The following is a 20,100-nucleotide window of genomic DNA, read 5'->3' on the forward strand; positions in this document are numbered from 1 at the left end:
TGAAAAACGGGAAAGGGCCGACTCGCTGCAACGCGCTAATTTTACCACACAGCGGTTACGGCATACGGGCAGGATTGTGTGAGAAGGCAGTGCGGGACAAACCGCTAAAGCGCTGAAAGCCGAAAAAGCTGGTGCTGCCAGACAGGATTGAACTGTCGACCGCTACCAATGAAGTGCTCTAATTCCGTTGGGGGCGGGCTTTCTTAGCGTAACGGAACCAGTAGCAAATAACAAAAAAGGCACCGATGGTAACAGACATCAATGATTTCAATGGCCTGGCCTAGACTACGAATCTAGGGGCGGATTTCTGTAATATTCTTCCAAGGATTACCCATTGAGTTTTCGTTGAATGTCACAGCACCAACGCTTCAACCTAAATCTGGCGCCTCCTTTGAAAAGCCGATGGCACGGTCGGGACGACGGAAGGCTGCTGGACGTATCGACGCGCAACGTCCCTGATTGAGCTACCGCAGGTCGTACTCTGGTAGAGAATAGTCTCCGTCTTCATCCGGCGCCCGCTCCTAAGCACGTCGCCTGGGGGGCGAGAGGGCGCCTTTCGACGAGCAGCCACCGCAAATATCGATTGCCCTGCTTGGCGATGCTGCCGAGCCTGTCCTTGCCGCCGGTGCTATGTTGCTTCGGCACCAACCCGATCCAGGCCGCAAGACTGCGCCCCGATGAGAATGTCTTCCAGTCACCGATCTCGGCAACCAATGCTGTGGCGCCGACCGGACCGATGCCCGGGATCTCCGCCAGCCGACGGCTCGCCTCATGATGCCGTTGTCGATGGATGATATCTCGGTGCCGGCTACAACCGCGCCCGCAACATCGACCCCGTGCACCTGGAATACCGACTTCGCAATATCAAGAGCAATTGTGCTAACCTCGCTAATGGACGGCTCCCCTCAATGTGGTTTGCTCTAACGCAACCACCCTATGGCGCTTCGATGCCGCAGAGTGGCCGCCGCAACAGTATCATTCAGCGCGCTGAACGTGTCTCTGACATTCCAAAACATCCCCATCATCGCGCGATCTCGTCGCTGCGTTCTTGAATTCCAGTAAACACCACAATGTGGCGGCGGCGCCAGTGCCCGGCGGCGGCTTGAACTAAGGACTTGTGGTGTTAGTCTTAACCTGCCGGTGGGTTTTAAAGAATGTGATGGCCATCACGAAGTGACCGGCGGCGGAGGCATTAATAATGTGCGCCGCCACGATGCGCAATTACCCGGTTTTACCTTCGCCGTCCTCACTCCTGCCCCGCAATGGCCGCTCCTCCATCATGACAAGCGAGAAGATCGACAGCAGCAGAAAGCACATGCTGGCCACGAACACCCAGCGGAAAATGCCGGCGAGGTCCGTCCCGCTGGCGCCCATGGCCGCCAGCACATCGACCGGTTTGCCGTCGCGGCCGAGGCTGGTGAAGATGATCGCGCCCATGATGGCGACGACCAGCGCCGACGTCAGCGCGCGAAAGAAGTTCATCACGCCGGTCGCCGTTCCGACCTGAAAGCGCGATACCGCGTTCTGGATGCTGACGGTCGCGAGCGAAAACACCGTGCCGATGCCGACGCCGAAGACGCACAACAAGGAGCTGACGATCCACAGGTTCGCCGCCGGCCATATCGCGAGACAACCCAGCGCCAGCGCGGCGCTGGAAAGCCCGATCATCGGCAGCCACTTGTAGCGGTCGAAGTGCAGCATGACGCGGCCCGACAGGATCGAGCCCGGCGTCGACATCACCGCGATGGGAATGAGCGCGAGCCCTGAATCCGACGCCGACAGGTGATGCACGCTTTCATAATAGAGCGGCATGAACACCGTGAGGCCGATGCCGACGCTGACCGCGCAGGACGACGCCGCAGTGCCACAGCGAACCACCGGATTGGCGAGGATCGAGAGCGGGAGGAACGGCTCGGCCTCATGCGCGCTGCGATAGGCAAACGCTATGGTGAGGGCGAATGAAAATACGACCAGCAGGATGATTGTCGACGACAGCCACGGATATCGCACCCCGCCCCAGGTAAGCGCCAGCAGCAGCGAGATAGCCGCCGACATCATCAGGAAGGCGCCGAACAGATCGAGCTTGTGTTTGCGGTGATTGACCGGCAGCCGCTTGAGCTCGCGGTTGATGATCCACGCGGCGCCGAGACCGAGCGGCACGTTGACCCAGAACACCCACGACCAGTGCAGATGATCGGCGATATAGCCGCCCATCACCGGCCCGGCGATGCCGGCCGCGACCCAGACCGTGCCGATATAGGCCTGATAGCGGCCGCGTTCGCGCGGCGCCACGGCGTCGGCCACCGTCGCCTGCACCAGCGGGACGATGCCGCCGCCGCCGATGCCTTGCAGGCCGCGCATCAGGATCAGGGTCAGCATGTTCGGCGCCAGCGCACAGGCAATCGAGCCGATCACGAACATGCCGAGCGCCAACATCATCACGCGCCTGCGGCCGTAGATGTCGGAGAGCTTGCCGCACAGCGGCCCGGCAATCGTCGAACTGAGGAGATACGCCGTGATCAGCCACGACAGACTGTCGAAGTCGTGAAAATCGCGGCCGATGGTCGGCAGCGCGGTCGCAATGATGGTCTGGTTGAGCGCAGCGATGAACATCGCCGTGCAGACGCCGAGAATGATCGGCCGGATTTCCGCATCGGTTAGCACCCAGCGGCCCGGCAAAGGCTGATCGCCCGCCGACGCCGCGCCGGCATCCGGCGCAATCGCGACGATATCGACGCCCGCGATACCGACCGGCGCCAGACCGGACTCGGCAAGCTCTTCCGCACCCGGATCGGAAACCGCTTCCGCCGCCGGCATCTTGTCGCCGGTCATCGCAAGGTTCGCCGACTCGGGGTCGCGGTAACGATTGGGGCGGTCTGGCTTATGTTGCATAAGGTATTGAAATGTCTCGGTTGGCAGGCGCCTGGGCAGTTCAGCACCCACCACTGGTCGGCCCCCATTAGGTGGTCCGGTGTAGATGTTAGTTCTTGATTGGTCTTTGCGCTACGGTCGATGTGGCCGGTGATGCTGGGCCGGATTGCGAAGCTGGCCATAGCACTGCCCCCCCCGGGCTGGTCGTTTGTACCCGAGCGATGAGTGTGGTCGCTGGATGCGGCGAAGAACGAGATATTTCGGACTCTTGATCGAGGCCGATCCCAAACGGAAAATGCGAATAGGTCCGACTGATTCTCACCGTTGAAATGCAAACCCCGCTTCGAAGGAAGCGGGGTTTTGGTTGGCGACTGCGGGTCGATCGGCATTACTGCGCGGGCTGCGCCGGGGGCCGTGCGTAGTCGATCTGCAGATCGCCGCGGTTGGCGGTCGGCATCGCGGCAAAGTGCTCTCTGAAACTCTGCGGCAGCGGACGGACCGCCTCTTGACGCGTAGCCTTATGGCTGCCAGAGCGCACGTCGGGTTCCTGTGCAAACGAGGACGTCGCCGACAATGCAATCATGCTCACGCTGAACAGCGCAATCGTAAGTTTCTTGGTCATGGACTTTCTCCTATCGCGTATCGGATACTGAAAGAAACCAGATCCTTGTACTGTAGATAGGGGGGACCGAAGCGTCGGTCCAATATAATGAGATGTCGCCTGTGATATCTGGAATTTATTAAAAGCAGCGGAGGCTCATCGACGGCAGCGCCAGCGAAGTAATCGTCAGGCCTTCCATTCTTTCTGCGCGTGACGGATCACCCGGTCGTGCATTTCCGTCGCCGAGATATCGCCGGCTTCGAACAGTGCGAGTTGCTTCGGGCAATACTCGGACGGCTGCCCTCCCGTACGGCGGCGCCCGAGATGCGCCCAGGGCAGCGACGGGATCTACCCGCGCCTCTTGCGCAAACGCACGACCATTTCAATGCGCGCAATCTCGTATCCGTGGGGAATTTCAGGTATTTTGCTCAGCGCGAATTGCGGATCAGGGATGTCGATCAACTCGTGACTGTTTTCGAGGTAGAAATGATGGTGGGTCGAAACGTTGGTATCGAAATAGCTCTTGCTGCCATCGACTGAAACCTGACGAAGTAGACCGACGTGCGCGAGACGGTTGATCGTGTTGTAAACAGTCGCAAGCGAGACTGAGACCCCGTTCTGTCTGGCCTCGATATGAAGCATTTCCGCTGTAATATGGCGGTCGCCGTCGCGAAATAGCAGGTCTGCAAGGGCAACGCGTTGCCGGGTCGGAAGAAGTCCGGCGAGTTGAAGCATTTCTGTCGAATCGATTTGTCGGGAGGCGACCGCCTGAGCGCGCACCGCGTTATAGGTCATTTCCTTATTATCCAAGTGATTACCCTGCTGCGCTGCCTATGATGGCACCCAACCCGAGGCCCGACAGATACGCAATTAGAACCATCCTAAATTAGTGCTGGCCACGGCGGATGTGACAGCTCGATCACGGCTGAGTCAGATAGCTTGCTTGGTAATTTCACGGAAACGCAAAATCAGTGGGCATCTGTGCCGTAGAGATCCATCCCAGGCTTGGTTTGATAGGCAAGGCTGGACGCCACCGTGACGACGGTGGGTGCGACGGCCTTTTTGAGTAAGGGGATTACCTTGTGCGCGGTCTACCATATCGCGCGAAATACCATTTACCAATGAGGCAAAGTTCGCACAGTTTGTCCGAGCAGGGCAGTATTGGGATCGACGAGAATCAATTAAAAGTGGTTTAGCCTGCGTTACGCACGCGCGCGCGCGGGCGAATGGGGGCGACACGGCCGGAGCACCAAGGGGGGCAATCATGATAGCGGGCATCACCATTTTTTTGCGGAGGGTTGGGCTATGTACGGCCGCTGTCGTTGCTGCCGTAATCTGTAATTCCCTTGCGATATCAGCAGAACCCACCAAGAAGAGCGGCTATGCAATCGGACCAGAGCGTTGCGGCAGCGGATCGTTGTCGTTTCCCAGACTCAAGATCGACATGAAGGAAGGATTTTGCGCGGGGATCGTCGCAAGTGGGGACGATGGCCTCGAATTCCCGCGCTCGATTGTCCAAATTCCAGGCCATGAGCAGTTCGTGATTTCAGATATGGGCGAGTGGAATCGTAAAGACGGCCGATTGCTGGTGCTGGACCCGCACGCAGCCGAAGGAAAGCGGATCCGGGAGGTTCTCACCGATCAGGAGTATCCCTTCGGTCTAGCGATTGGTCTGGACAAGAAGGTCTATGCGTCGACCGCGGAGACAATCTTCCGCTTTGACCCGCTGGCAACAAATCCACGATCCACCGTGGAATTGATCATCAAGGATCTGCCCGGCCGCAACGTCACGCTTCCCGACGGAACCAAGGTGACGGAGAGCAGCCATTCGCTGAAGCACTTCGTCTTCGACAAGACGGGTCGGATATTCATCAACGTCGGTTCGCATAGCGATGATTGCATCACGCCGGCACCGATCACCAAGCCTTGCCCAGCCGGCGAAGGGTCGTCACCGTGGGCATCGATCTGGATGTTCACACCGCCAGCCAGTGGCATTTTTTCGGCCCTGAAGCCTAACGACCTCAACCCGCCGCGTGAGATCTATGCGCGTGGGCTTCGCAACTCGATGGCGCTCGCCGTTCATCCGCGGTTTCCCGAGCCGGGGTTTGCGTTTCTGCAGGGAGAGAATGCCAGGGACCTGCAGGATGTGTTCAAGCCCAACGAAGAACTCAACGCTATCGAAAAGGGCAAGCACTACGGCTGGCCTTACTGTTATGACAACGCCACCCCGAGCCCGGAATTCAAACAGGTCCTTCAGGCGGGCCCCTACAAGAACCTCTGCAACAACGCGACAGCCTACAAGCAGCCTTACTCACTATTGCCGCCGCATGGTGCGCCGCTGGGCATGCTTTACTACCATGGCAGCAAATTCCCCGAACTGGAGGGCAAGTTGATCGTCGGGCTACATGGCTATCGCCCGACGGGCAGCCGCTTGCTAATCTACGACGTGGATGACCATGGTTTTCCCAAGGTAAGTCCACCGCCGGTTCGCTACAAAGTGAGTTGTGGCGCCGAGCCGACGCGCGCGTTTCAGACCGACAAGGGTGAAGTAGCCGCAGCATCATACGACGAGTTGGTCTCGGGATGGTTCCGGGTGAATGGGGCGCGGCCGCAAGGAGCGCCTGTCGGCTTCACGGTCGCGGCCGATGGCGCAATCTGGCTGGTGGAAGACAAGAACAAATCCGTTATCCGGATCGATCGGACCTCAGCTAAGCCCCCGGAACCACAGCCGTGTGACGTGCGAACTCAGGCCCAAATCGATGAGCTGGTCCGGTTCGTCGCGAACGACGCGCAAAACAAGGCGCGTCTTACTGCAGTCCGCACCAGTCTGGTTGAAAAGCATTGCGTAGGCTGCCATTCCGATTTCGGCCTGAAGAAAGGGCAGTCCGACGCCGAGAAAGACGACGCCGTTCTTCGCTTCATGCTGTCGCAGGACGGTTGGATCTATCCGGGAGACCCCGATTCCGGAAGGCTGCGCACCCGGCTGAGAGGCTTTGGGTCCGAGAAGCTGATGCCTCCCGGTGGGGAGGGCCTGCCAAAGACCGAACCTGGATATGCGAGGGTGCTCGACCTCGCAGATTACCTCGCCGGCAAAATGGTTCCCGGCACGAGGATGCGGGTAAAACCTGGCCGGGTAAGCCGGGAGTTTTTCAGCAGGACCGACAAGCTCTGCGGCGAGATTCCGACCGTAAAGGTCGTCGTGGTGACACAAAGGCAGGCCGTAGATAAGCCCGGTTACAGCCGCTTCTACAAACCGGCCGACCAATTCCTCAACGGCGAGTGCACCGACGCAGATGGCTATTACATTAAGCAGGAGTTTCTGGTGCCTCTGTAGGGTACTTTTGATCTCCACCATGGCAACCTCTGCCTGGGCCGAGCCAAAGCTGTTTGAAAGCCGTCAGGTGACGCCCGCGGGTGAGTATACGTTCGGCATCGAGGGACCGGCTGCGGACATTGATGGCAATCTTTTCGTCGTCAACCTGGGTAAGCCCGGCACAATCGGCAAGCTAGCGGTTGGAAGCGCGCAGTCCGAGAAGTTTATCAGCCTTCCTGAGGGAAGCGTGGGCAACGCCATCCGGTTCGATCGCGATGGAACAATGTTCATCGCCGACTACAAGAAACACAACATTTTTGCGATCAGGAAGGGCAGTCTGGAGCCGGAGGTCTACTTTCATTCCGAACAGATGAACCAGCCCAATGACCTGACGATCGCCAGTGGTGGTACGATCTATGCGAGCGACCCGAACTGGAAGGCCCACGCAGGTCAGATCTGGCGGATTTCAAAAGGAACGGACGGGCAGGTGCAGGGCAAGGTGATGACTGCCTCACGCGCCATGGGAACGACCAACGGCATTGATCTCAGTCCCGATGGCAAGACGCTGTACGTCGGTGAATCACTGACCGGCCAACTGTGGGCTTACACTATCAGCGGAAACGAGCTGACCTCGGCGCAGCTTCTCAAGACGTTTGAACCCGACACGATTGACGGTCTGCGTACCGACGTCGATGGGAAGCTGCTGATTGCGCGGATTCAAAAAGGGACAATTTCTGTCATGGATCCAGATAGCAAACTGATACAGGACGTCGTTCTCCAAGGCAAAGAGCCCACCAATCTGGCGTTTGGCGGCGCCGACGGCAGGACGGTTTTCGTGACACAGCGGCAGGGCGGCTATATCGAAGGATTTCGCACCGACAAAGAGGGTCGCGAACATTGCCTACAGAAGGGCAATTGTTAAAATGACTGACCTCAAAATAACTACCGTTAGCCATTGCCGCAGGCGGCAAGAAGTGCATCCGCGTATTGGTCACCGGCCTGCCGCACCCATTGATCGTTGGCCACAGCGATCCAAGCAATAAGCGCGACAATATCTATTGCAATCGTGGCCCAAATCTCGGGCCTTGGTGCAGACGATACAGCCCAGAGTGCAGTCGTCGTGAACTCATGCGTTTGCGCATAAATTACAGCCTGCGAGGCGGCTGCTGCGAGCGCACAGACAACGAGACCAATTGCTCGCATAGCGAAAAAATTACGGCGGAATCTGTATTAAGAGTTTTCCTTATCAACGAGCGGGAAGCCCTTACGGGTTTTCCTCAAGCCACATGACCGGTGAGCCATAGGCACCGTCAGCTTTCGCCTGGTTTGTCTTTTCCTCCGCAGACGTCGGCGCCTCCCAATGGGTAACATTCCGCCTCAGGAAATCGTGGTATCGCGCCAGTGTTGAGGAATCCAAACGACCAGCATGCCGAAGCTTCAACGTCGTCGGCTATCCACCCCACTGTTTGAGTAAGGCTCCTTCGATATTCCTTCCACGCGGTGAATCTCCGACCTGAACGAACGCGACAGGGCTCGGTCGCCCAGCGAGAGGTACCGGGCGACAGAGCTTTCAGATCGCGACGAGAGGTTCATCGAGAGGTGTTTTGCGATTTATGTCCCGTGCGGCCCGAGGCGCCCGAAGATTTCTGAGATCGTCCGACACATGCGAGGCTATCGCTTCACCCGCGATCTTCGAGATGTCGTTGTTCCACCGTGCACGGACGTTCGCCGGCGACCTCGTTGGTCTCGATCATGAGCACATCGAGGCTTTCGATTTCCTGCATTGCGCGTCCGGCAATGCCCTGAAGGTCCCCATAGAGCCCGGCTGTCGAGTCAAGCACGCCGCCTAACTGCTCCTCGCGTTTCGCCCACAGCTTGGTGACCACCTTGCGCTCGCGGTCGAGATCAGCCCGCATATCGGTGAATTTCTCGACGATGGCGTCGATGCGGTGGCGGAAGCGGGGACCGGTCAGGTACTGGTAGACCAGTTCCATCTTGGTCTGCTGCCCCTCCTGTGCCTGTCGGTTGCTCGCAACGTCAAGCAGCGATTGCCGAAGTGCAATCGCGAGCGGAAGGGCAAAGCGGGGATGCGTGACCCAGACGTTGTCGACTAGATCGAATGTCTCAATGCCCTTGGGTAACGCAGTCGAGATGATTAGCGCGATCTCCGCTTTGGCGTTACGCTGGTCTTCCCGCAGCTTGGCCAGCCATCCGTCGTGCCAGCCCTTTGTGCGTTTTGACTCCCACAGGAGCGATCCACACGCCTGCCCTGACGGGCCTCGAACCCGGTGGAGGATGTCTCCGCCGGTCTCGCCCTTTGCAACCGGCTCGATCAGGTCATGCGGGAAGCGCGCGCGGAGCAGGGATTCAAGCTCGACTTCCAGCGATTCGCCTTGGAGCTGCTCGGAGCCCTGTTCGGCCTTGCGTCGGAGATCTTCGATCTGTCGCTGCATGCCGCTGATCTGCGTCTCCTTCTCGGAGAGCTTCGCCTTGAGGCCGTCCTCCGCATCAAGTTTTGCCTTGGCGCGCACGGCGGCCAGCGACTCCTGGACCCGCTTTTCGACGTCGAGATCCAGCTCACGTCGCGCATCGTCCAGTTCGCGGGACTGGCGGATGACATCGGCCTGAGCCTGCTGGGCTTGGGCGAGCTTGGCATTGTTCGCGGCCAGGCTTTGCTGAAGCTCGGTAAGTTGTCTGTCGCGCTGCTCCAGGTCGTTCGCGAGGGCGAGGCGGGCTTTCCTGGCTTCGGTTTCCGCAATTCCCGTCCGTTCGCTTGTCAGCCTTTTCGCGATTTCGTCATCGATCGTTTCGCGCGCTCTTGTGAGCTCTTGCTGCGAACGCCTCAGCGCGGCGTCGCGCGTGGCAAAGTCCGCCTCCTTTGAAGCGAGCTGCTGCTCGAACCGCTTGCGGGTTTCCGCAATCAGCGGCGCTGCGAGAGATTCAGTGAGTTTTATCTGGGTGCTGCACTTCGGGCACGCGATCTGTGGCTCGTTCATTTCGGTCTCCTCTAGGTCTAAGTTTGAATTTCAGTCATGGAAGGTTGGCCGGGGTGTCACGCAGGGCTGCTGCGGCGACGATTTCGGCGACCTCGACCCCGTCAATCCGCCCGCGCTCCTGCAAGATGCCGGCGACCTCCTTGAGCGCCTGGCGGTGCAGCCCAAGGAGCTGTTTTGCCTCTACGAAAGCAGCCGCCAACTCCTCGTGCGCCGCAGCGCGCAGGTAGGCCTGGTCCAGGATCGTGTTCGTCTCGTAATGCTCTGCAATGAACAGCAGGGGATGCGGACCGCCGTGCCCCAGGCTGCCGACCAGTGACGCGGCAATGCTGGTGGCCTTCGCTAGATCCGACCGATGCGAGCCGCCGGCGCCGTGGCCTGCCGCGCCTAATTCGAGCTCTTCTGCGGCACGTCCGGCCAAGAGTTCCTGCAGCGTACGGCGGTAATCTTCCAATGTGCCCGCGGTGAAGCCCGACTTGCGGGACGCAACGAAGCCCGCGTTGTCCCGCGATCCGGCGACTACTGCATGGATGTCCCGGGGACCGTGGTGGATCACTGCTACAATGATGTGTCCTGCCTCGTGCACGGAGGCCCGGATCAGTTGCTCCGGTGAGAGGCTCTCGTCGCATCCGAGCACTGCGCGCCTCACGTCCGCAAGTGATAGCGCCCGTTCCTCCTGGCGCGCGATGCGACGGGCATCCTTGATGATCCGTTCGACATCGGCGCCGGACACCCCGATCGCAAGAAGCGAGATTTCCGAGAGGGACTCGCCGGCAAGGTCGCCGCGGAGCCGGACGCGCATCATTTTTTCGATGTCCGCAGGATCCGGCAGCCCTATCTTGATGATGCGGTTGAGCCTGCCGGAGCGCACGATCGCTGGATCGCAGCGGCGCACGTCGTTGGTCGCGCCCACGAAAATAAGACCTTGGCGTCCCTGAACGCCGTCGAGTTGCTCGATAAAAGCGTTCACCACTTCGATGACGTAGTCCCGGTGGCTGTGCGTTAGATTGCTTCGGTTTGGAAATGAGTCCAGTTCGTCGATGAACAAGATCGCCGGCGATTTGGCGCGGGCGTCCTCGAAATCCCTTCTCATTGCGCGCAGCAGGTGTCCAAGATGCGCTTCTCCCGACGATTGCCATTGCGCCAGCGTCGCGGTGATTAGAGGAAGCTTGGTTTCATCCGCAAAGACCTTGCAGAACAACGTCTTGCCGACCCCGGGAGGACCGTCCAGGACTATTCCGGCATCGATAGCATCCCAGACGATCTCCCCGCGCCGCCACGCCTCGATGTCGACAATGACGCTTTTCGCCCATGCGACCGCTTCATCCAGGCCGTGCAGTTCATCCAATGAAAGTTCGCGCGACCCCTTTTTTGAGATCTTCGTTTGCGCCAATTCGATGAGCTGCTGGACGCACTGCTCCGGCGTCCGGTCGAACCGGACGGACAGGAGAAGTTCGTGCAACCCGGTATGGGCGACGACCTCATCGGAAATCCGTACCCTGCAGGCCTTGCCTGTGACAATCCGGATCACTTCGACGATCAGCGACGCGTCGAAGGTCGGCAAGGATTCCCGGAAGGTCGCCGCATCGAGCAGAACCTTGGATAGATGGCTTTCGGCCGAAGGAGTGAAGGCGAGAATGGGCAGCGCGAGCTGCACTGCGGAGAACGCACGCGCATCCGCGGCCAGACGGTCCTTCGGCTGCAGGGGTTCTGCGAAGAGAGCGCTGATTGCGTCGAAGTCTTCCCGCTTTGCGCGGTCCGGCAATTGCACAAGCTCGACGAAGCGCATGTCTTCCAGTCCGAGTGCGTCCTTCCACTGGTGCGCGATCCGGGACAGCAGGCCGCGGTCGGCGACGTCGACCACCAGGACCGGGGCAGACGTTCGCAGCATCTGCATCATCGCGGGGGAACGGTCGAACATGCGCGCGAGAAGCAGGCGCGCGGCGACGCGCCCGGGCGTTGGGGCCTCGATGTCACGCTCAGCCTGATCTTCGTCGTCGCGGCCCACAGACGCCCGTAATGCGGAAGGGCCGCGGCGCGAGGGCTTTCGCGAGGCGTCGGCCGTACGCTCCGGCTTCATGCCCGCCGCCTTCATGACCTGGTCCTGAGCCGCCCGGGCCGCGGCCTCAAGCTCCCGCCGGGCGGCGACGTCTGCAACATGCCGGTGATAGATGCGTGAAGTCAGCCAGTCGTTCTTGTAGACCGCAAGCTCAAGCGGTCCCATCGCGTGCGAAGAGGGTCTCGAACCCGTGACGCCGCTCTCCGGTGTGGTTGCGCGATCAGACATCGCTCGGCGTTCCATCGCTGTTATCGATCGACACGGCTTGTCCGGCGGCGGCTCCTGCCATATCCGCCTCGACCGATCTGCCAAGTCTGTAAAAGCGCGACAACGTACGCACCCACCGGCCATCGGGGTCGGCCGCCCAGATCTGGGAAATTAGCGCGGGCCGCGTGCCGAGCCGCGGATGGTTCGAAACGAGGCCGGCCATCCGCAGGCCCAGCGGAGTAAGGACCACTTGCCAGTCTTGGATCAGAGGGGCGCGCGCAAGCTCGACGTCGGTGGGCGCGCCGCCGTCACGGATTTTTTCGAGATCGTCCGCGAGCCGGCAAAGCCTGGCAGGGAGCCCACGCTCGATGTGGCACGGCAGCAGAAATGGAAAATTTTCGGTCAACATGTCAAACTCGTCACGCGTTTGAATTACGGGGCCAACTTTGCCTGCCTGGAGGCGGCGGTGGCTGCGACCGCTCATGGATAGGCTTGCGGGCCGCGTGTCGGGTTGAAACGATCGTCCGTGTCATGAGCCTACCTCGACGACCAATTGCGGATTGAAGGCCGGATTTTCCGCTCCATATCCGTGCGGATTGGCAAGGACACGGGTCTCGCCGACCGAGTAGTCGCTTGAGGCATGGACATGACCGTGATTCCAGATCGTTGCGCCGCCGCTGTGGTGGCCGACGCGATCGTTCGAATCGCCGCCGGCGCCGCGGCCGACGATCACGGCGGTGAGATCGGAGGCGAATGCTGCGGTCAGAACGTCACTTTGAAAGCGCTTTTCCACCGAGCCGAAGTGCGGCGCATGGTGGGTCACGACGACGGTGTTCCCCGTGAACGGCGTCGTCAGCGCGTCGGCAATGAACGTCCGCGATCGTTCGTGAAGAAGAAGTGCCTCTTCGGGCCGGAACCTCTTCCAGGGATCTTTTTGCCACGTAATCAGCCGATGGTCGTTCATCCCGCGTCGCGCCGTTTCCATCGCCACGGCCGCATTCGCGTCGCCGAACAAGCGGTAGTTGGTCCATAACGTCGAACCGACGAACCGGGTGCTGCCTATCAGGACGACATCGTCCTCGAGAAAGAGAATGTTGAATTCTCCGGCCAGCGTCTTCGCTTGGGCGATCTGCTCCGACCAAACGCGACGATAGAATTCATGGTTACCGGCCGTCATCACGACTGGAATGCGCTCGGGAACGATGCGGCGCAGATGTTCGAACGCGTTCTTGACGCCTTCGCAGACATCGCCTGCCACAACCACCACGTCGACGTCAGGACCGATTGTGATGCGCTTGATCGGAGCGACGCCGACATGCAGATCGCTGAAGAACTGGATTCTCATGACGGTCTCTCCGACTTTCGGGCCGGGGCCGGGCGACCGGACGGCAGCTTGGCCGTATCCCGGGCCCGTGCGGCCGTGGTTGCGAGGTTTGCGACAAACCAGGACGTCGCGATGCGGCGGTGTGCTCTGGCGTGACCGGGCAGATTTCGAAGGACGTTGGACAGTACGATCGCCGCGGCGGCATCTCCTTCCATCGCGTGGACGGCGAGCGCCGTCATGCACAAGTCGAAGGGAACTGTCAGTTTCTCCAGCGGCAGGAAAGCAGCCGCAGCCCCGACCGCGGCGGCGACGTCGTCGGGGACGCCGGTCCACTTTTTCACACCGAACGGCACAACCTTGGCGACTGCATGCCGCATCGAAAGCATGTCCGAGGCGATAAACTGGTGAGCAGATAGCGTTCGCCAGAGCGACAGCGTCTCGAACGCGCTTTCTAGTGCGTCGGGACGATCGTAGTCGTTTCGGGTTAAGCGACCAGAGACCGCGGGTACCGGCTTCGGTTTGACGGTCTTGCCCATTCTGCTGTTCCTACGCATCACACATACCTCTCCCGATCACGCCGAAGCGCGTCAGCCACCGTCGCGGTGGATTTGATAATTTAAAGGAGAAGCCCTTTCGGGCTCTCGCCATGCCTCGCCACGCCGGGCCTATGCCATGCCTCGCCGGGCCACGCCCCGCCGCGTTCCAACTATTCGAGTTGACGTTCCTGAACGACGAACTTCCCGTAGCGCGGCCGCCAGTCGCCGATGCCGAATGATCCTGCAATCCGGAAATACTCCAGGACTTCGTCGCGGTTGAGCAGGCTCGGAAGGAACGAAGCGCTGACGTTGACGCTCCAGAGCGGAAAGCGCGGGCGTGTCCGGATGGTCCGCGAATCGCGGACCCTCACGAGGGCGCGCAGCGTGAAGCTCGGATCCTTGAAAAGCTTCTTGACGTCTGATGGCCCCTCGTAATCCAGGATTGCCGGGTTGTTCACCACGAGGCCAGCGCGGGCCGCCGACCCTTTCTTTCGCGTTTTCGCACCATTCACGAAGGCTGCTTCGATCGCCTCGGGCGGAATGCAGGGCCGCCCGCGGTGCAGCCAGAGGCTTCCGTGCCACTCGAGTTCCGCGATCCTCTTGTGGTCGGAACGCGTCTTGGGACGCTTGCTGGTCACCGCGGCGAGTGCGATTGCGATGTTGTCGAGCGGATCGGCCAACCGCCCCGAATGCATTAGCAGGGGGCAGACGCCCTCGAAGGTGAGGTGGATCATCTCGACGCTCATGACTGGGCTCCCGCGCGCGAATGGTCGAAGAGGACTGCGGGATGCACCAGCGAGGTCATGATGTCGGCCGTCATGGGGGGAAGCAGCGCATAGCGGCGGCCGCGCAGGATGTCGGTGACGCCGAGGTGACACGTTCGGCAGAGCGCGGTCAGGTCGCCTACCAACTCGCGACCGAGACGCTCGTATGTACGGTGGTGGACCTCGAGCGGATCGGTTCCGGCCGAAGCGTTGCAGGTTCGGCAACGAAAGCCGGATGACTGCAGCTCTCCCAGCCTCGCCTCGCTGCGCCTCCACTTGGCGCTGGAAATGTAGGTTGCGTAGTTCATCGCGTCTGCTCTTCCCTGACTAACATGTCGGGAGTTATAGCGAGCAGCATGCACTATGTCAATAGTGCACTATAATACTATAGAGCTATCTTGTCATTGATCCTCGAGGGCGTTATGGTTAACGCGCGAATCGAGAGGTGAACCATGTCGGCGGACGAGAAAAAGCAGCCCGCCAAAGGCGGCCCGAGGGCGGCAAAAGGCAAGAAGCAAATGCTCGTCATCCTTGATCAGGACGTCATCAAGGCGGTGAAGATGGCTGCGCTTGAGGACGAAGTGCCGATGTCCCACGCCGTCGAAGAGGCAGTCAGGGAATGGCTGGGCAAGCGAAAGGGCAGAAAGGCTCCTAAGACGTCGGTTTAGCTTGCTCGCCGACCGCATTGCCGAAATGAGGTCTAAGACCTGCATCGACGGACTTCGCGGGCCTGATTGCACGGATTTCGTGCCGCGTGAGGTTGCCGAAGACGCTATTCCAACATGATTGGCAGGCGCACCCATTCCCCTTCTGCCGGGCGTTTGGAACCACGCTCTAAGGCCGCTGCGAAGTAATATCGATGTCGTTCGTCGTGATGGCGAACCTTTGTTCGCACATATGTGGACATGACGCACTTCCCTGATCAACGACCGTCTTGGCGCGCGAAGCGGTCGTTCAAATGCAAGCAGCATCTCCTGCATGATAAGGACTAAGCTAAATTTCTTACTTTTGCTCAAGCAAGACGTGGATGCCCAGGTCAAGCCCGGGCATGACGGAGTGTGTAGAACGCGGCTTTGTCTACGGCACACTCGGTCAGGCGTCTTGAGGTACTCGATCTGCGCCTTTTGATCGTCGGGCGAAAAAGCCGGTCCGATGATGCCTTTGACGGGCTTTTCTCGTCGTATTCCTTGCTGAACTGGTGGCCGCTGTTCGAATTGCCGCGGATCGAAGTGTCGAATTCAAAACCGTTGGCGAGGTAATCGGTCCTGTAGTCAAGATTGACGGGGTCGTATTCGCGGTTGCCGAGATAGAACGTCTTTGGCCTCTCCTCGATCGAGGACAGCAGCGCGTAGACGGGCGGAACCGAAGCGTTATGGAGATAGGGCGGCGTCGCCCAGATGCCGCTGAGCGGACGTACTTTGTAGGCAAACTCGCCGCGAACTTCATTCGGCATATAACCGTCGATGCGCTGCGCACCGCCTCACTCAAGGGCGGCCCCGGCTTTCCGTTCTGGTCCAGCGGCGGCTGCGGCCGGTCGTAGATGTAGTGGACAGTCTTCTCGACCACTTCGCCCAGCCGCAAGGCGAAGCCGGTCTTGTCGATTCCGAGATTGGCCGGAACTGCGACCGTCCTCGCGATCAGGTCCCTGCGCGGGATCGGGGCCGATATGCTCGATCGGGACATTTTCGACGACCAGGACGTGCTCTCGAAGCGGCATTCGCTGCCTTGCTTATCGCAAGATCGTTATCAGCGCGTGGTGCGTGATCAATGTCGGTCACGCGGATTATTGATACGCGCTGGTTTCGGCGTTGCCTCTGTGCAATATGCCCGCTGAAATCGAAATCTCGGAGAGTGAGAATGCTTGAATTGGGCGGCGAAATGACTCTAGCGACCGCGGTCGTCCCGGCATGGACAGCCGAGACTGCATGGTCGATTTACCGGCTCCCGTTCAATGACCTGCTGTTCAAGGCGCAATCCGTTCATCGGCAGCATTTCGATCCCAACCGTGTGCAGTTGAGCAAGCTGCTCAACATCAAGACCGGGGGCTGTCCGGAGGATTGCGGCTATTGCAGCCAGTCCGCGCACAACGCGACGGGCCTGGCGGCTTCCAAACTGATGGATGTCGAAAAGATCGTCGCCGAGGCGCGCAAGGCCAAGGAGGCGGGTGCGAGCCGCTACTGCATGGGTGCTGCCTGGCGCAATCCGAAGCCGAGGGACATGGACGCCATCGTTGAAGTCGTGGGCGCGGTGAAAGCACTCGGGCTCGAAACCTGCATGACGCTAGGCATGCTCGACCGCGAACAGTCGGATCGGCTCAGCGCGGCCGGTCTCGACTATTACAACCACAACATCGATACGTCGGAGCGCTATTATCCGCAGGTCACCTCCACCCGCACATTCACCGATCGGCTCGACACGCTGGAAAATGTCCGCCAGTCCGGCATGAAGGTCTGTTGCGGCGGCATCCTCGGAATGGGTGAGGAAGAAGCCGACCGCGTCGATATGCTGTTGACGCTTGCCAACCTGACCGAGCCGCCCGAAAGCGTGCCGATCAACATGCTGATTCCGATCGCCGGCACGCCGCTGGCCAACGCCGCCCCGATCGGGGCCATTGAGTTCGTCAGGATAGTTGCGCTGGCGCGCATCATGATGCCGAGATCACATGTTCGCCTGTCGGCCGGTCGTTCAGCCATGACAGACGAGATGCAGGCGCTCTGCTTTTTTGCCGGTGCGAATTCAATCTTTGTCGGCGACACCTTGCTGACCGCGGGCAATCCGGGAAACGAGGCCGACACAAGGCTGTTCAATCGGCTGGGACTGCAGCCGGCCTGACGTCGCGACTGCTCCCGCTATCCTGCCCGATATAGCCCCTTCGCCCGCGCCTGGCGGATCGCCAGCGCGGCCATCAGATCGAGCATCGGTGTCGAAAGTCCGGCGGCGCGCGCGAACGCGCGGGGAGCGCGGACCAGCACGTCGATCTCCATCGTGCGGCCAAGCTCGTAATCCTGCAGGATCGACGGCTTGTGATCCGGCGCCGGCCGGTGCGGGTGACGCGCTTGACCTCCGGAAAACAGGTTTGCGCGAGGCTGTTGGCCTCGTCGAGCAGGCGCGGAATGACCTCGGCGAGGGGAGGATCGTCACGGACGCCGCGTGCGGTTTGTCCGGTCAGCGAGCACAGCACCGACATCGACATGTTGGTCAGGAGCTTTGACCAGATCGTTTCCCTGATCTGCGGAACCTCCGGCGATTCGATTCTGGCCTCGTTCAGCGCCGCGCGCAGCTTGGCAATCCGCTCGCTGGCGCGATCGTCGCATTCGCCGATCAGGAGCCTGTTGCGCTCGGGCGAGAGGTTGGCGGCGATGCCTGGTCCAACGATTTCGTTGGACGAAAATATCACGCCGCCGATGATGCGTTCCCCGGGGATCGCGGCACGCAGCCGCCCGCCGGGATCGAAAAAGCCGAGATCCGGCACCGCCGGATGAGCGAGAGAAAGCTCGATATCGTACCACCAGGGAATGCCGCTTTGCGCGAACATGACGGACGTGTCGTCGCGCAGCAACGGTGGCAGTCCGGTGGCGAGACCGCTCACCCCGTAGCCTTCAACGTGCTGATCACGACATCCTGCTGACCGAGCGCGACCGGATCGGCGGATGCGTTCACCCTGGCCTTGAAATCAGTACTTCCGGTCCGCAGCGTGAAGCGTTTGGCCTTGACCGCTTCGAGAGGCGGCCCCGCATCACGCAGGATACATCGTGTCCCGCCAGCGCCCGCCGTACCGCTGCGTGGCTGCCGACGGCGCCCGCACCGAAAACGCAGATACGCATAGGCCTGATATTCCTGTTTGGGCGGTTCGACCGATATTCTTTATTTGTCAAACGCGCCGTAGACGAGATTCTTCAAGGCTACGCGAATTCTTCCCCGCTGCGAACGGTCTGCGCCATGAACACTACGAACATGTTCTCCTTCGGATCGACCATTCCCAAGCCTTTCTGACTTCCACCGGCGGGAAGTTGGAATAGGACGTCTGCGAGAACGGCAGTGGCCCTCTTTTAAAGCCGTTCGTCCTGTGGACAAGCTGTGGACAATGAATTCCTTGTAAATGGCTGACCTTCCCTCACGTTCAACTCGAGCATTGAGTGAATCTCCGAGGGATAATTGAAAAACCGTGGAGATTACAGCGGTCGACAAAATCACGAACTCGGTTGTTCGCTTGAAGGGGCAGGATTGTTTGCGTCAACGAAGCCTCTGCGGTTCCATCCGTTGGGAAGCTAACTCTTCTTCGCGCGATTGACTCACGACCGTGTGAATCGCAAACGTTGACAGATCCTACGCATAATCAATCCAAGGAACAAACCAGCCGCGCGCACGAAGTTTTCACGTCCGGCAGTTGAACCCTAAGAACGCATGATCTCCTCAGATATCGGTCGGCACATCTCTTGGTTATAATTGTTCCAAGAACTATAGCGTGGCCAGCGAGAATCGAAGCATGGAAAGTACGCAAGTGGTGACTGATATACTCCAGCACGCAGATATTGAAACCGTACTGAGAAGGTTTAGCGCAGCGATCGAGCGAGATCAGCGTCGTATCGACGCTATGCCGCGGGCGAAATTTCACCCGTCATACGACGACGTCATGTGGCGAGATTGGCGGCGCGGCCACAGAATTTACCTAAATCGCTTGGTGTCGACCGTAGTGGACGTTCCGCTCGTGACAATTGAAAAACTATCGACGATTGCGCGCTCGTATGAGCCCGAAGTTATTCGCGCTGTGATCCTTGAAATTCTCTCCGAAGTCGTAAGCAGTTGTTGCGATCAGGATGAATATGCAACGGCAGCCCTGTTGTTTGAGGATTTGATCAGGCAGGTTCAAGAGCGAGCAAGGGCAACCGCATGCGATCAAAGTGCTACGGTTTCGTTGGCGAGATGGTTTCCTCTCTCCGATCCGTTGCGCATAGCTTTAGATCCTGAATGCCTTTACGGTCCTTCCGTTGCGTTGACGTTGTTGATTACAAAAAGTGCTCCGTCAACCGACTGTTAGCGAGTGTCAGTGCCTTTCATTGGAAAAACGTTTGCGCCGGTGAAAGCAAAGTCATCCTGGCGCAAGCTAGATCGTTCGGTGCTCCTTGCAGCCGTCAACGCCGTGGTTGCGCCGGCCGCGCGTCGGAGCCGCTACAGCGCCTGGCCTGTGTGCAGGACGAGCGGGCTGCGCCATACCGTCAGATGCCAAAAATTCATCCCAAGCTGGATATCCAGAAACGTCAGGCCTTAACAGGATTGTTCGGTTAAGACGCTCGGGAGGGTCTATTTTTATGCAAAACCAATTCAGATGCACACCTGTACTGAACGGTAAAAGCGTTCGACTTCCGCGACGAGGCCAGATCAAGAATTACGAAGCATACAAAAAAGACCGGCGTCGCTCGGGGCCCCTGCAA

The 20,100-nt window shown here is 59.7% G+C and carries 17 protein-coding genes and 2 pseudogenes; 5 read left to right on the forward strand and 14 right to left on the reverse strand.

Annotation, left to right across the window (positions count from 1 at the left end):
• Positions 1-558: 558 nt before the first annotated feature.
• From BLS26_RS36805 to irrA, 4 genes and pseudogenes are all read right to left on the reverse strand, one after another.
• A pseudogene (locus tag BLS26_RS36805) lies at positions 559-765 on the reverse strand (transposase); the annotation flags it as partial.
• Positions 766-1,221: 456 nt separating this feature from the next.
• A complete protein-coding gene (locus BLS26_RS21025; RefSeq protein WP_092514294.1) occupies positions 1,222-2,832 on the reverse strand; it encodes an MDR family MFS transporter in 1,611 nt (536 codons plus the stop codon).
• A gap of 427 nt (positions 2,833-3,259) precedes the next feature.
• A complete protein-coding gene (locus BLS26_RS21030; RefSeq protein WP_092514296.1) occupies positions 3,260-3,493 on the reverse strand; it encodes a hypothetical protein in 234 nt (77 codons plus the stop codon).
• 327 nt (positions 3,494-3,820) lie between these two features.
• Positions 3,821-4,267 carry an iron response transcriptional regulator IrrA gene (gene irrA, locus BLS26_RS21035; protein WP_305764650.1) on the reverse strand — a complete coding sequence of 149 codons (447 nt, stop codon included), beginning with the start codon at positions 4,265-4,267 and terminating at the stop codon, positions 3,821-3,823.
• 469 nt (positions 4,268-4,736) lie between these two features.
• Between irrA and BLS26_RS21040 the strand changes: the two genes are divergently transcribed.
• On the forward strand, positions 4,737-6,806 hold the full coding sequence (locus tag BLS26_RS21040; RefSeq protein ID WP_092514298.1) for a sorbosone dehydrogenase family protein: 2,070 nt from the start codon (positions 4,737-4,739) through the stop codon (positions 6,804-6,806).
• A 19-nt stretch (positions 6,807-6,825) separates the two neighbouring features.
• Positions 6,826-7,707, forward strand: coding sequence for an SMP-30/gluconolactonase/LRE family protein (locus tag BLS26_RS21045; protein ID WP_244541641.1), 882 nt, complete (start codon positions 6,826-6,828; stop codon positions 7,705-7,707).
• A gap of 757 nt (positions 7,708-8,464) precedes the next feature.
• On the opposite strand, the gene BLS26_RS21055 is transcribed toward BLS26_RS21045, so the two are convergent.
• From BLS26_RS21055 to BLS26_RS21085, 7 genes are all read right to left on the reverse strand, one after another.
• Positions 8,465-9,781 (reverse strand): DUF2130 domain-containing protein, encoded by a 1,317-nt coding sequence (locus BLS26_RS21055; protein ID WP_092514304.1) that lies wholly within the window; start codon positions 9,779-9,781, stop codon positions 8,465-8,467.
• A gap of 34 nt (positions 9,782-9,815) precedes the next feature.
• Positions 9,816-12,065, reverse strand: coding sequence for an AAA family ATPase (locus BLS26_RS21060; RefSeq protein ID WP_172804653.1), 2,250 nt, complete (start codon positions 12,063-12,065; stop codon positions 9,816-9,818).
• Positions 12,058-12,453 carry a DUF6634 family protein gene (locus BLS26_RS36330; RefSeq protein WP_210186244.1) on the reverse strand — a complete coding sequence of 132 codons (396 nt, stop codon included), beginning with the start codon at positions 12,451-12,453 and terminating at the stop codon, positions 12,058-12,060. The genes BLS26_RS21060 and BLS26_RS36330 overlap by 8 nt, the downstream gene beginning before the upstream one ends.
• A 120-nt stretch (positions 12,454-12,573) precedes the next feature.
• Entirely contained in the window at positions 12,574-13,389 is an 816-nt protein-coding gene (locus BLS26_RS21070) for a metallophosphoesterase (RefSeq protein WP_092514310.1), read from the reverse strand.
• A complete protein-coding gene (locus BLS26_RS21075; RefSeq protein WP_092514312.1) occupies positions 13,386-13,904 on the reverse strand; it encodes a hypothetical protein in 519 nt (172 codons plus the stop codon). The genes BLS26_RS21070 and BLS26_RS21075 overlap by 4 nt, the downstream gene beginning before the upstream one ends.
• 170 nt (positions 13,905-14,074) lie before the next feature.
• The gene (locus tag BLS26_RS21080) at positions 14,075-14,650 is read right to left on the reverse strand and encodes a hypothetical protein (protein WP_092514314.1); all 576 of its coding nucleotides are present in this window, start codon (positions 14,648-14,650) and stop codon (positions 14,075-14,077) included.
• On the reverse strand, positions 14,647-14,976 hold the full coding sequence (locus tag BLS26_RS21085) for an HNH endonuclease (protein ID WP_092514316.1): 330 nt from the start codon (positions 14,974-14,976) through the stop codon (positions 14,647-14,649). Before BLS26_RS21085 ends, BLS26_RS21080 begins: the two co-directional genes overlap by 4 nt.
• Positions 14,977-15,120: 144 nt before the next feature.
• Between BLS26_RS21085 and BLS26_RS21090 the strand changes: the two genes are divergently transcribed.
• The gene (locus BLS26_RS21090) at positions 15,121-15,336 is read left to right on the forward strand and encodes a hypothetical protein (RefSeq protein WP_092514318.1); all 216 of its coding nucleotides are present in this window, start codon (positions 15,121-15,123) and stop codon (positions 15,334-15,336) included.
• Between the two features lie 368 nt (positions 15,337-15,704).
• Here the strand turns inward: BLS26_RS21090 and BLS26_RS21095 are convergent, their stop codons facing one another.
• Entirely contained in the window at positions 15,705-16,121 is a 417-nt protein-coding gene (locus BLS26_RS21095; protein WP_092514320.1) for a hypothetical protein, read from the reverse strand.
• 404 nt (positions 16,122-16,525) lie between these two features.
• On the opposite strand from BLS26_RS21095, the gene bioB reads away from it, so the two are divergent.
• A complete protein-coding gene (gene bioB, locus BLS26_RS21100; protein ID WP_092514322.1) occupies positions 16,526-17,500 on the forward strand; it encodes a biotin synthase BioB in 975 nt (324 codons plus the stop codon).
• A 17-nt stretch (positions 17,501-17,517) separates the two neighbouring features.
• On the opposite strand, the gene BLS26_RS37070 is transcribed toward bioB, so the two are convergent.
• Positions 17,518-17,652: a hypothetical protein gene (locus BLS26_RS37070; RefSeq protein ID WP_256385879.1), complete on the reverse strand. Its 135-nt coding sequence runs from the start codon at positions 17,650-17,652 to the stop codon at positions 17,518-17,520.
• Positions 17,653-17,786: 134 nt separating this feature from the next.
• Positions 17,787-18,203 (reverse strand): annotated as a pseudogene (locus BLS26_RS37255) (oxidoreductase); the annotation flags it as partial.
• A 951-nt stretch (positions 18,204-19,154) separates the two neighbouring features.
• On the opposite strand from BLS26_RS37255, the gene BLS26_RS35860 reads away from it, so the two are divergent.
• Positions 19,155-19,706: a hypothetical protein gene (locus BLS26_RS35860; protein WP_157676521.1), complete on the forward strand. Its 552-nt coding sequence runs from the start codon at positions 19,155-19,157 to the stop codon at positions 19,704-19,706.
• Positions 19,707-20,100 lie beyond the last annotated feature (394 nt).

The organism is Afipia sp. GAS231 (assembly GCF_900103365.1).
In the GTDB taxonomy this organism is placed as follows: domain Bacteria; phylum Pseudomonadota; class Alphaproteobacteria; order Rhizobiales; family Xanthobacteraceae; genus Bradyrhizobium.

Bases quoted from the DNA above. Each gene is read 5' to 3' on its own strand.
- BLS26_RS21025 (WP_092514294.1), bottom strand. From the start codon at position 2,832: ATGACCGGCGACAAGATGCCGGCGGCGGAAGCGGTTTCCGATCCGGGT.
- BLS26_RS21030 (WP_092514296.1), bottom strand. From the start codon at position 3,493: ATGACCAAGAAACTTACGATTGCGCTGTTCAGCGTGAGCATGATTGCA.
- irrA (WP_305764650.1), bottom strand. From the start codon at position 4,267: ATGACCTATAACGCGGTGCGCGCTCAGGCGGTCGCCTCCCGACAAATC.
- BLS26_RS21040 (WP_092514298.1), top strand. From the start codon at position 4,737: ATGATAGCGGGCATCACCATTTTTTTGCGGAGGGTTGGGCTATGTACG.
- BLS26_RS21045 (WP_244541641.1), top strand. From the start codon at position 6,826: ATGGCAACCTCTGCCTGGGCCGAGCCAAAGCTGTTTGAAAGCCGTCAG.
- BLS26_RS21055 (WP_092514304.1), bottom strand. From the start codon at position 9,781: ATGAACGAGCCACAGATCGCGTGCCCGAAGTGCAGCACCCAGATAAAA.
- BLS26_RS21060 (WP_172804653.1), bottom strand. From the start codon at position 12,065: ATGTCTGATCGCGCAACCACACCGGAGAGCGGCGTCACGGGTTCGAGA.
- BLS26_RS36330 (WP_210186244.1), bottom strand. From the start codon at position 12,453: ATGTTGACCGAAAATTTTCCATTTCTGCTGCCGTGCCACATCGAGCGT.
- BLS26_RS21070 (WP_092514310.1), bottom strand. From the start codon at position 13,389: ATGAGAATCCAGTTCTTCAGCGATCTGCATGTCGGCGTCGCTCCGATC.
- BLS26_RS21075 (WP_092514312.1), bottom strand. From the start codon at position 13,904: ATGGGCAAGACCGTCAAACCGAAGCCGGTACCCGCGGTCTCTGGTCGC.
- BLS26_RS21080 (WP_092514314.1), bottom strand. From the start codon at position 14,650: ATGAGCGTCGAGATGATCCACCTCACCTTCGAGGGCGTCTGCCCCCTG.
- BLS26_RS21085 (WP_092514316.1), bottom strand. From the start codon at position 14,976: ATGAACTACGCAACCTACATTTCCAGCGCCAAGTGGAGGCGCAGCGAG.
- BLS26_RS21090 (WP_092514318.1), top strand. From the start codon at position 15,121: ATGTCGGCGGACGAGAAAAAGCAGCCCGCCAAAGGCGGCCCGAGGGCG.
- BLS26_RS21095 (WP_092514320.1), bottom strand. From the start codon at position 16,121: ATGCCGAATGAAGTTCGCGGCGAGTTTGCCTACAAAGTACGTCCGCTC.
- bioB (WP_092514322.1), top strand. From the start codon at position 16,526: ATGCTTGAATTGGGCGGCGAAATGACTCTAGCGACCGCGGTCGTCCCG.
- BLS26_RS37070 (WP_256385879.1), bottom strand. From the start codon at position 17,652: ATGGAGATCGACGTGCTGGTCCGCGCTCCCCGCGCGTTCGCGCGCGCC.
- BLS26_RS35860 (WP_157676521.1), top strand. From the start codon at position 19,155: ATGGAAAGTACGCAAGTGGTGACTGATATACTCCAGCACGCAGATATT.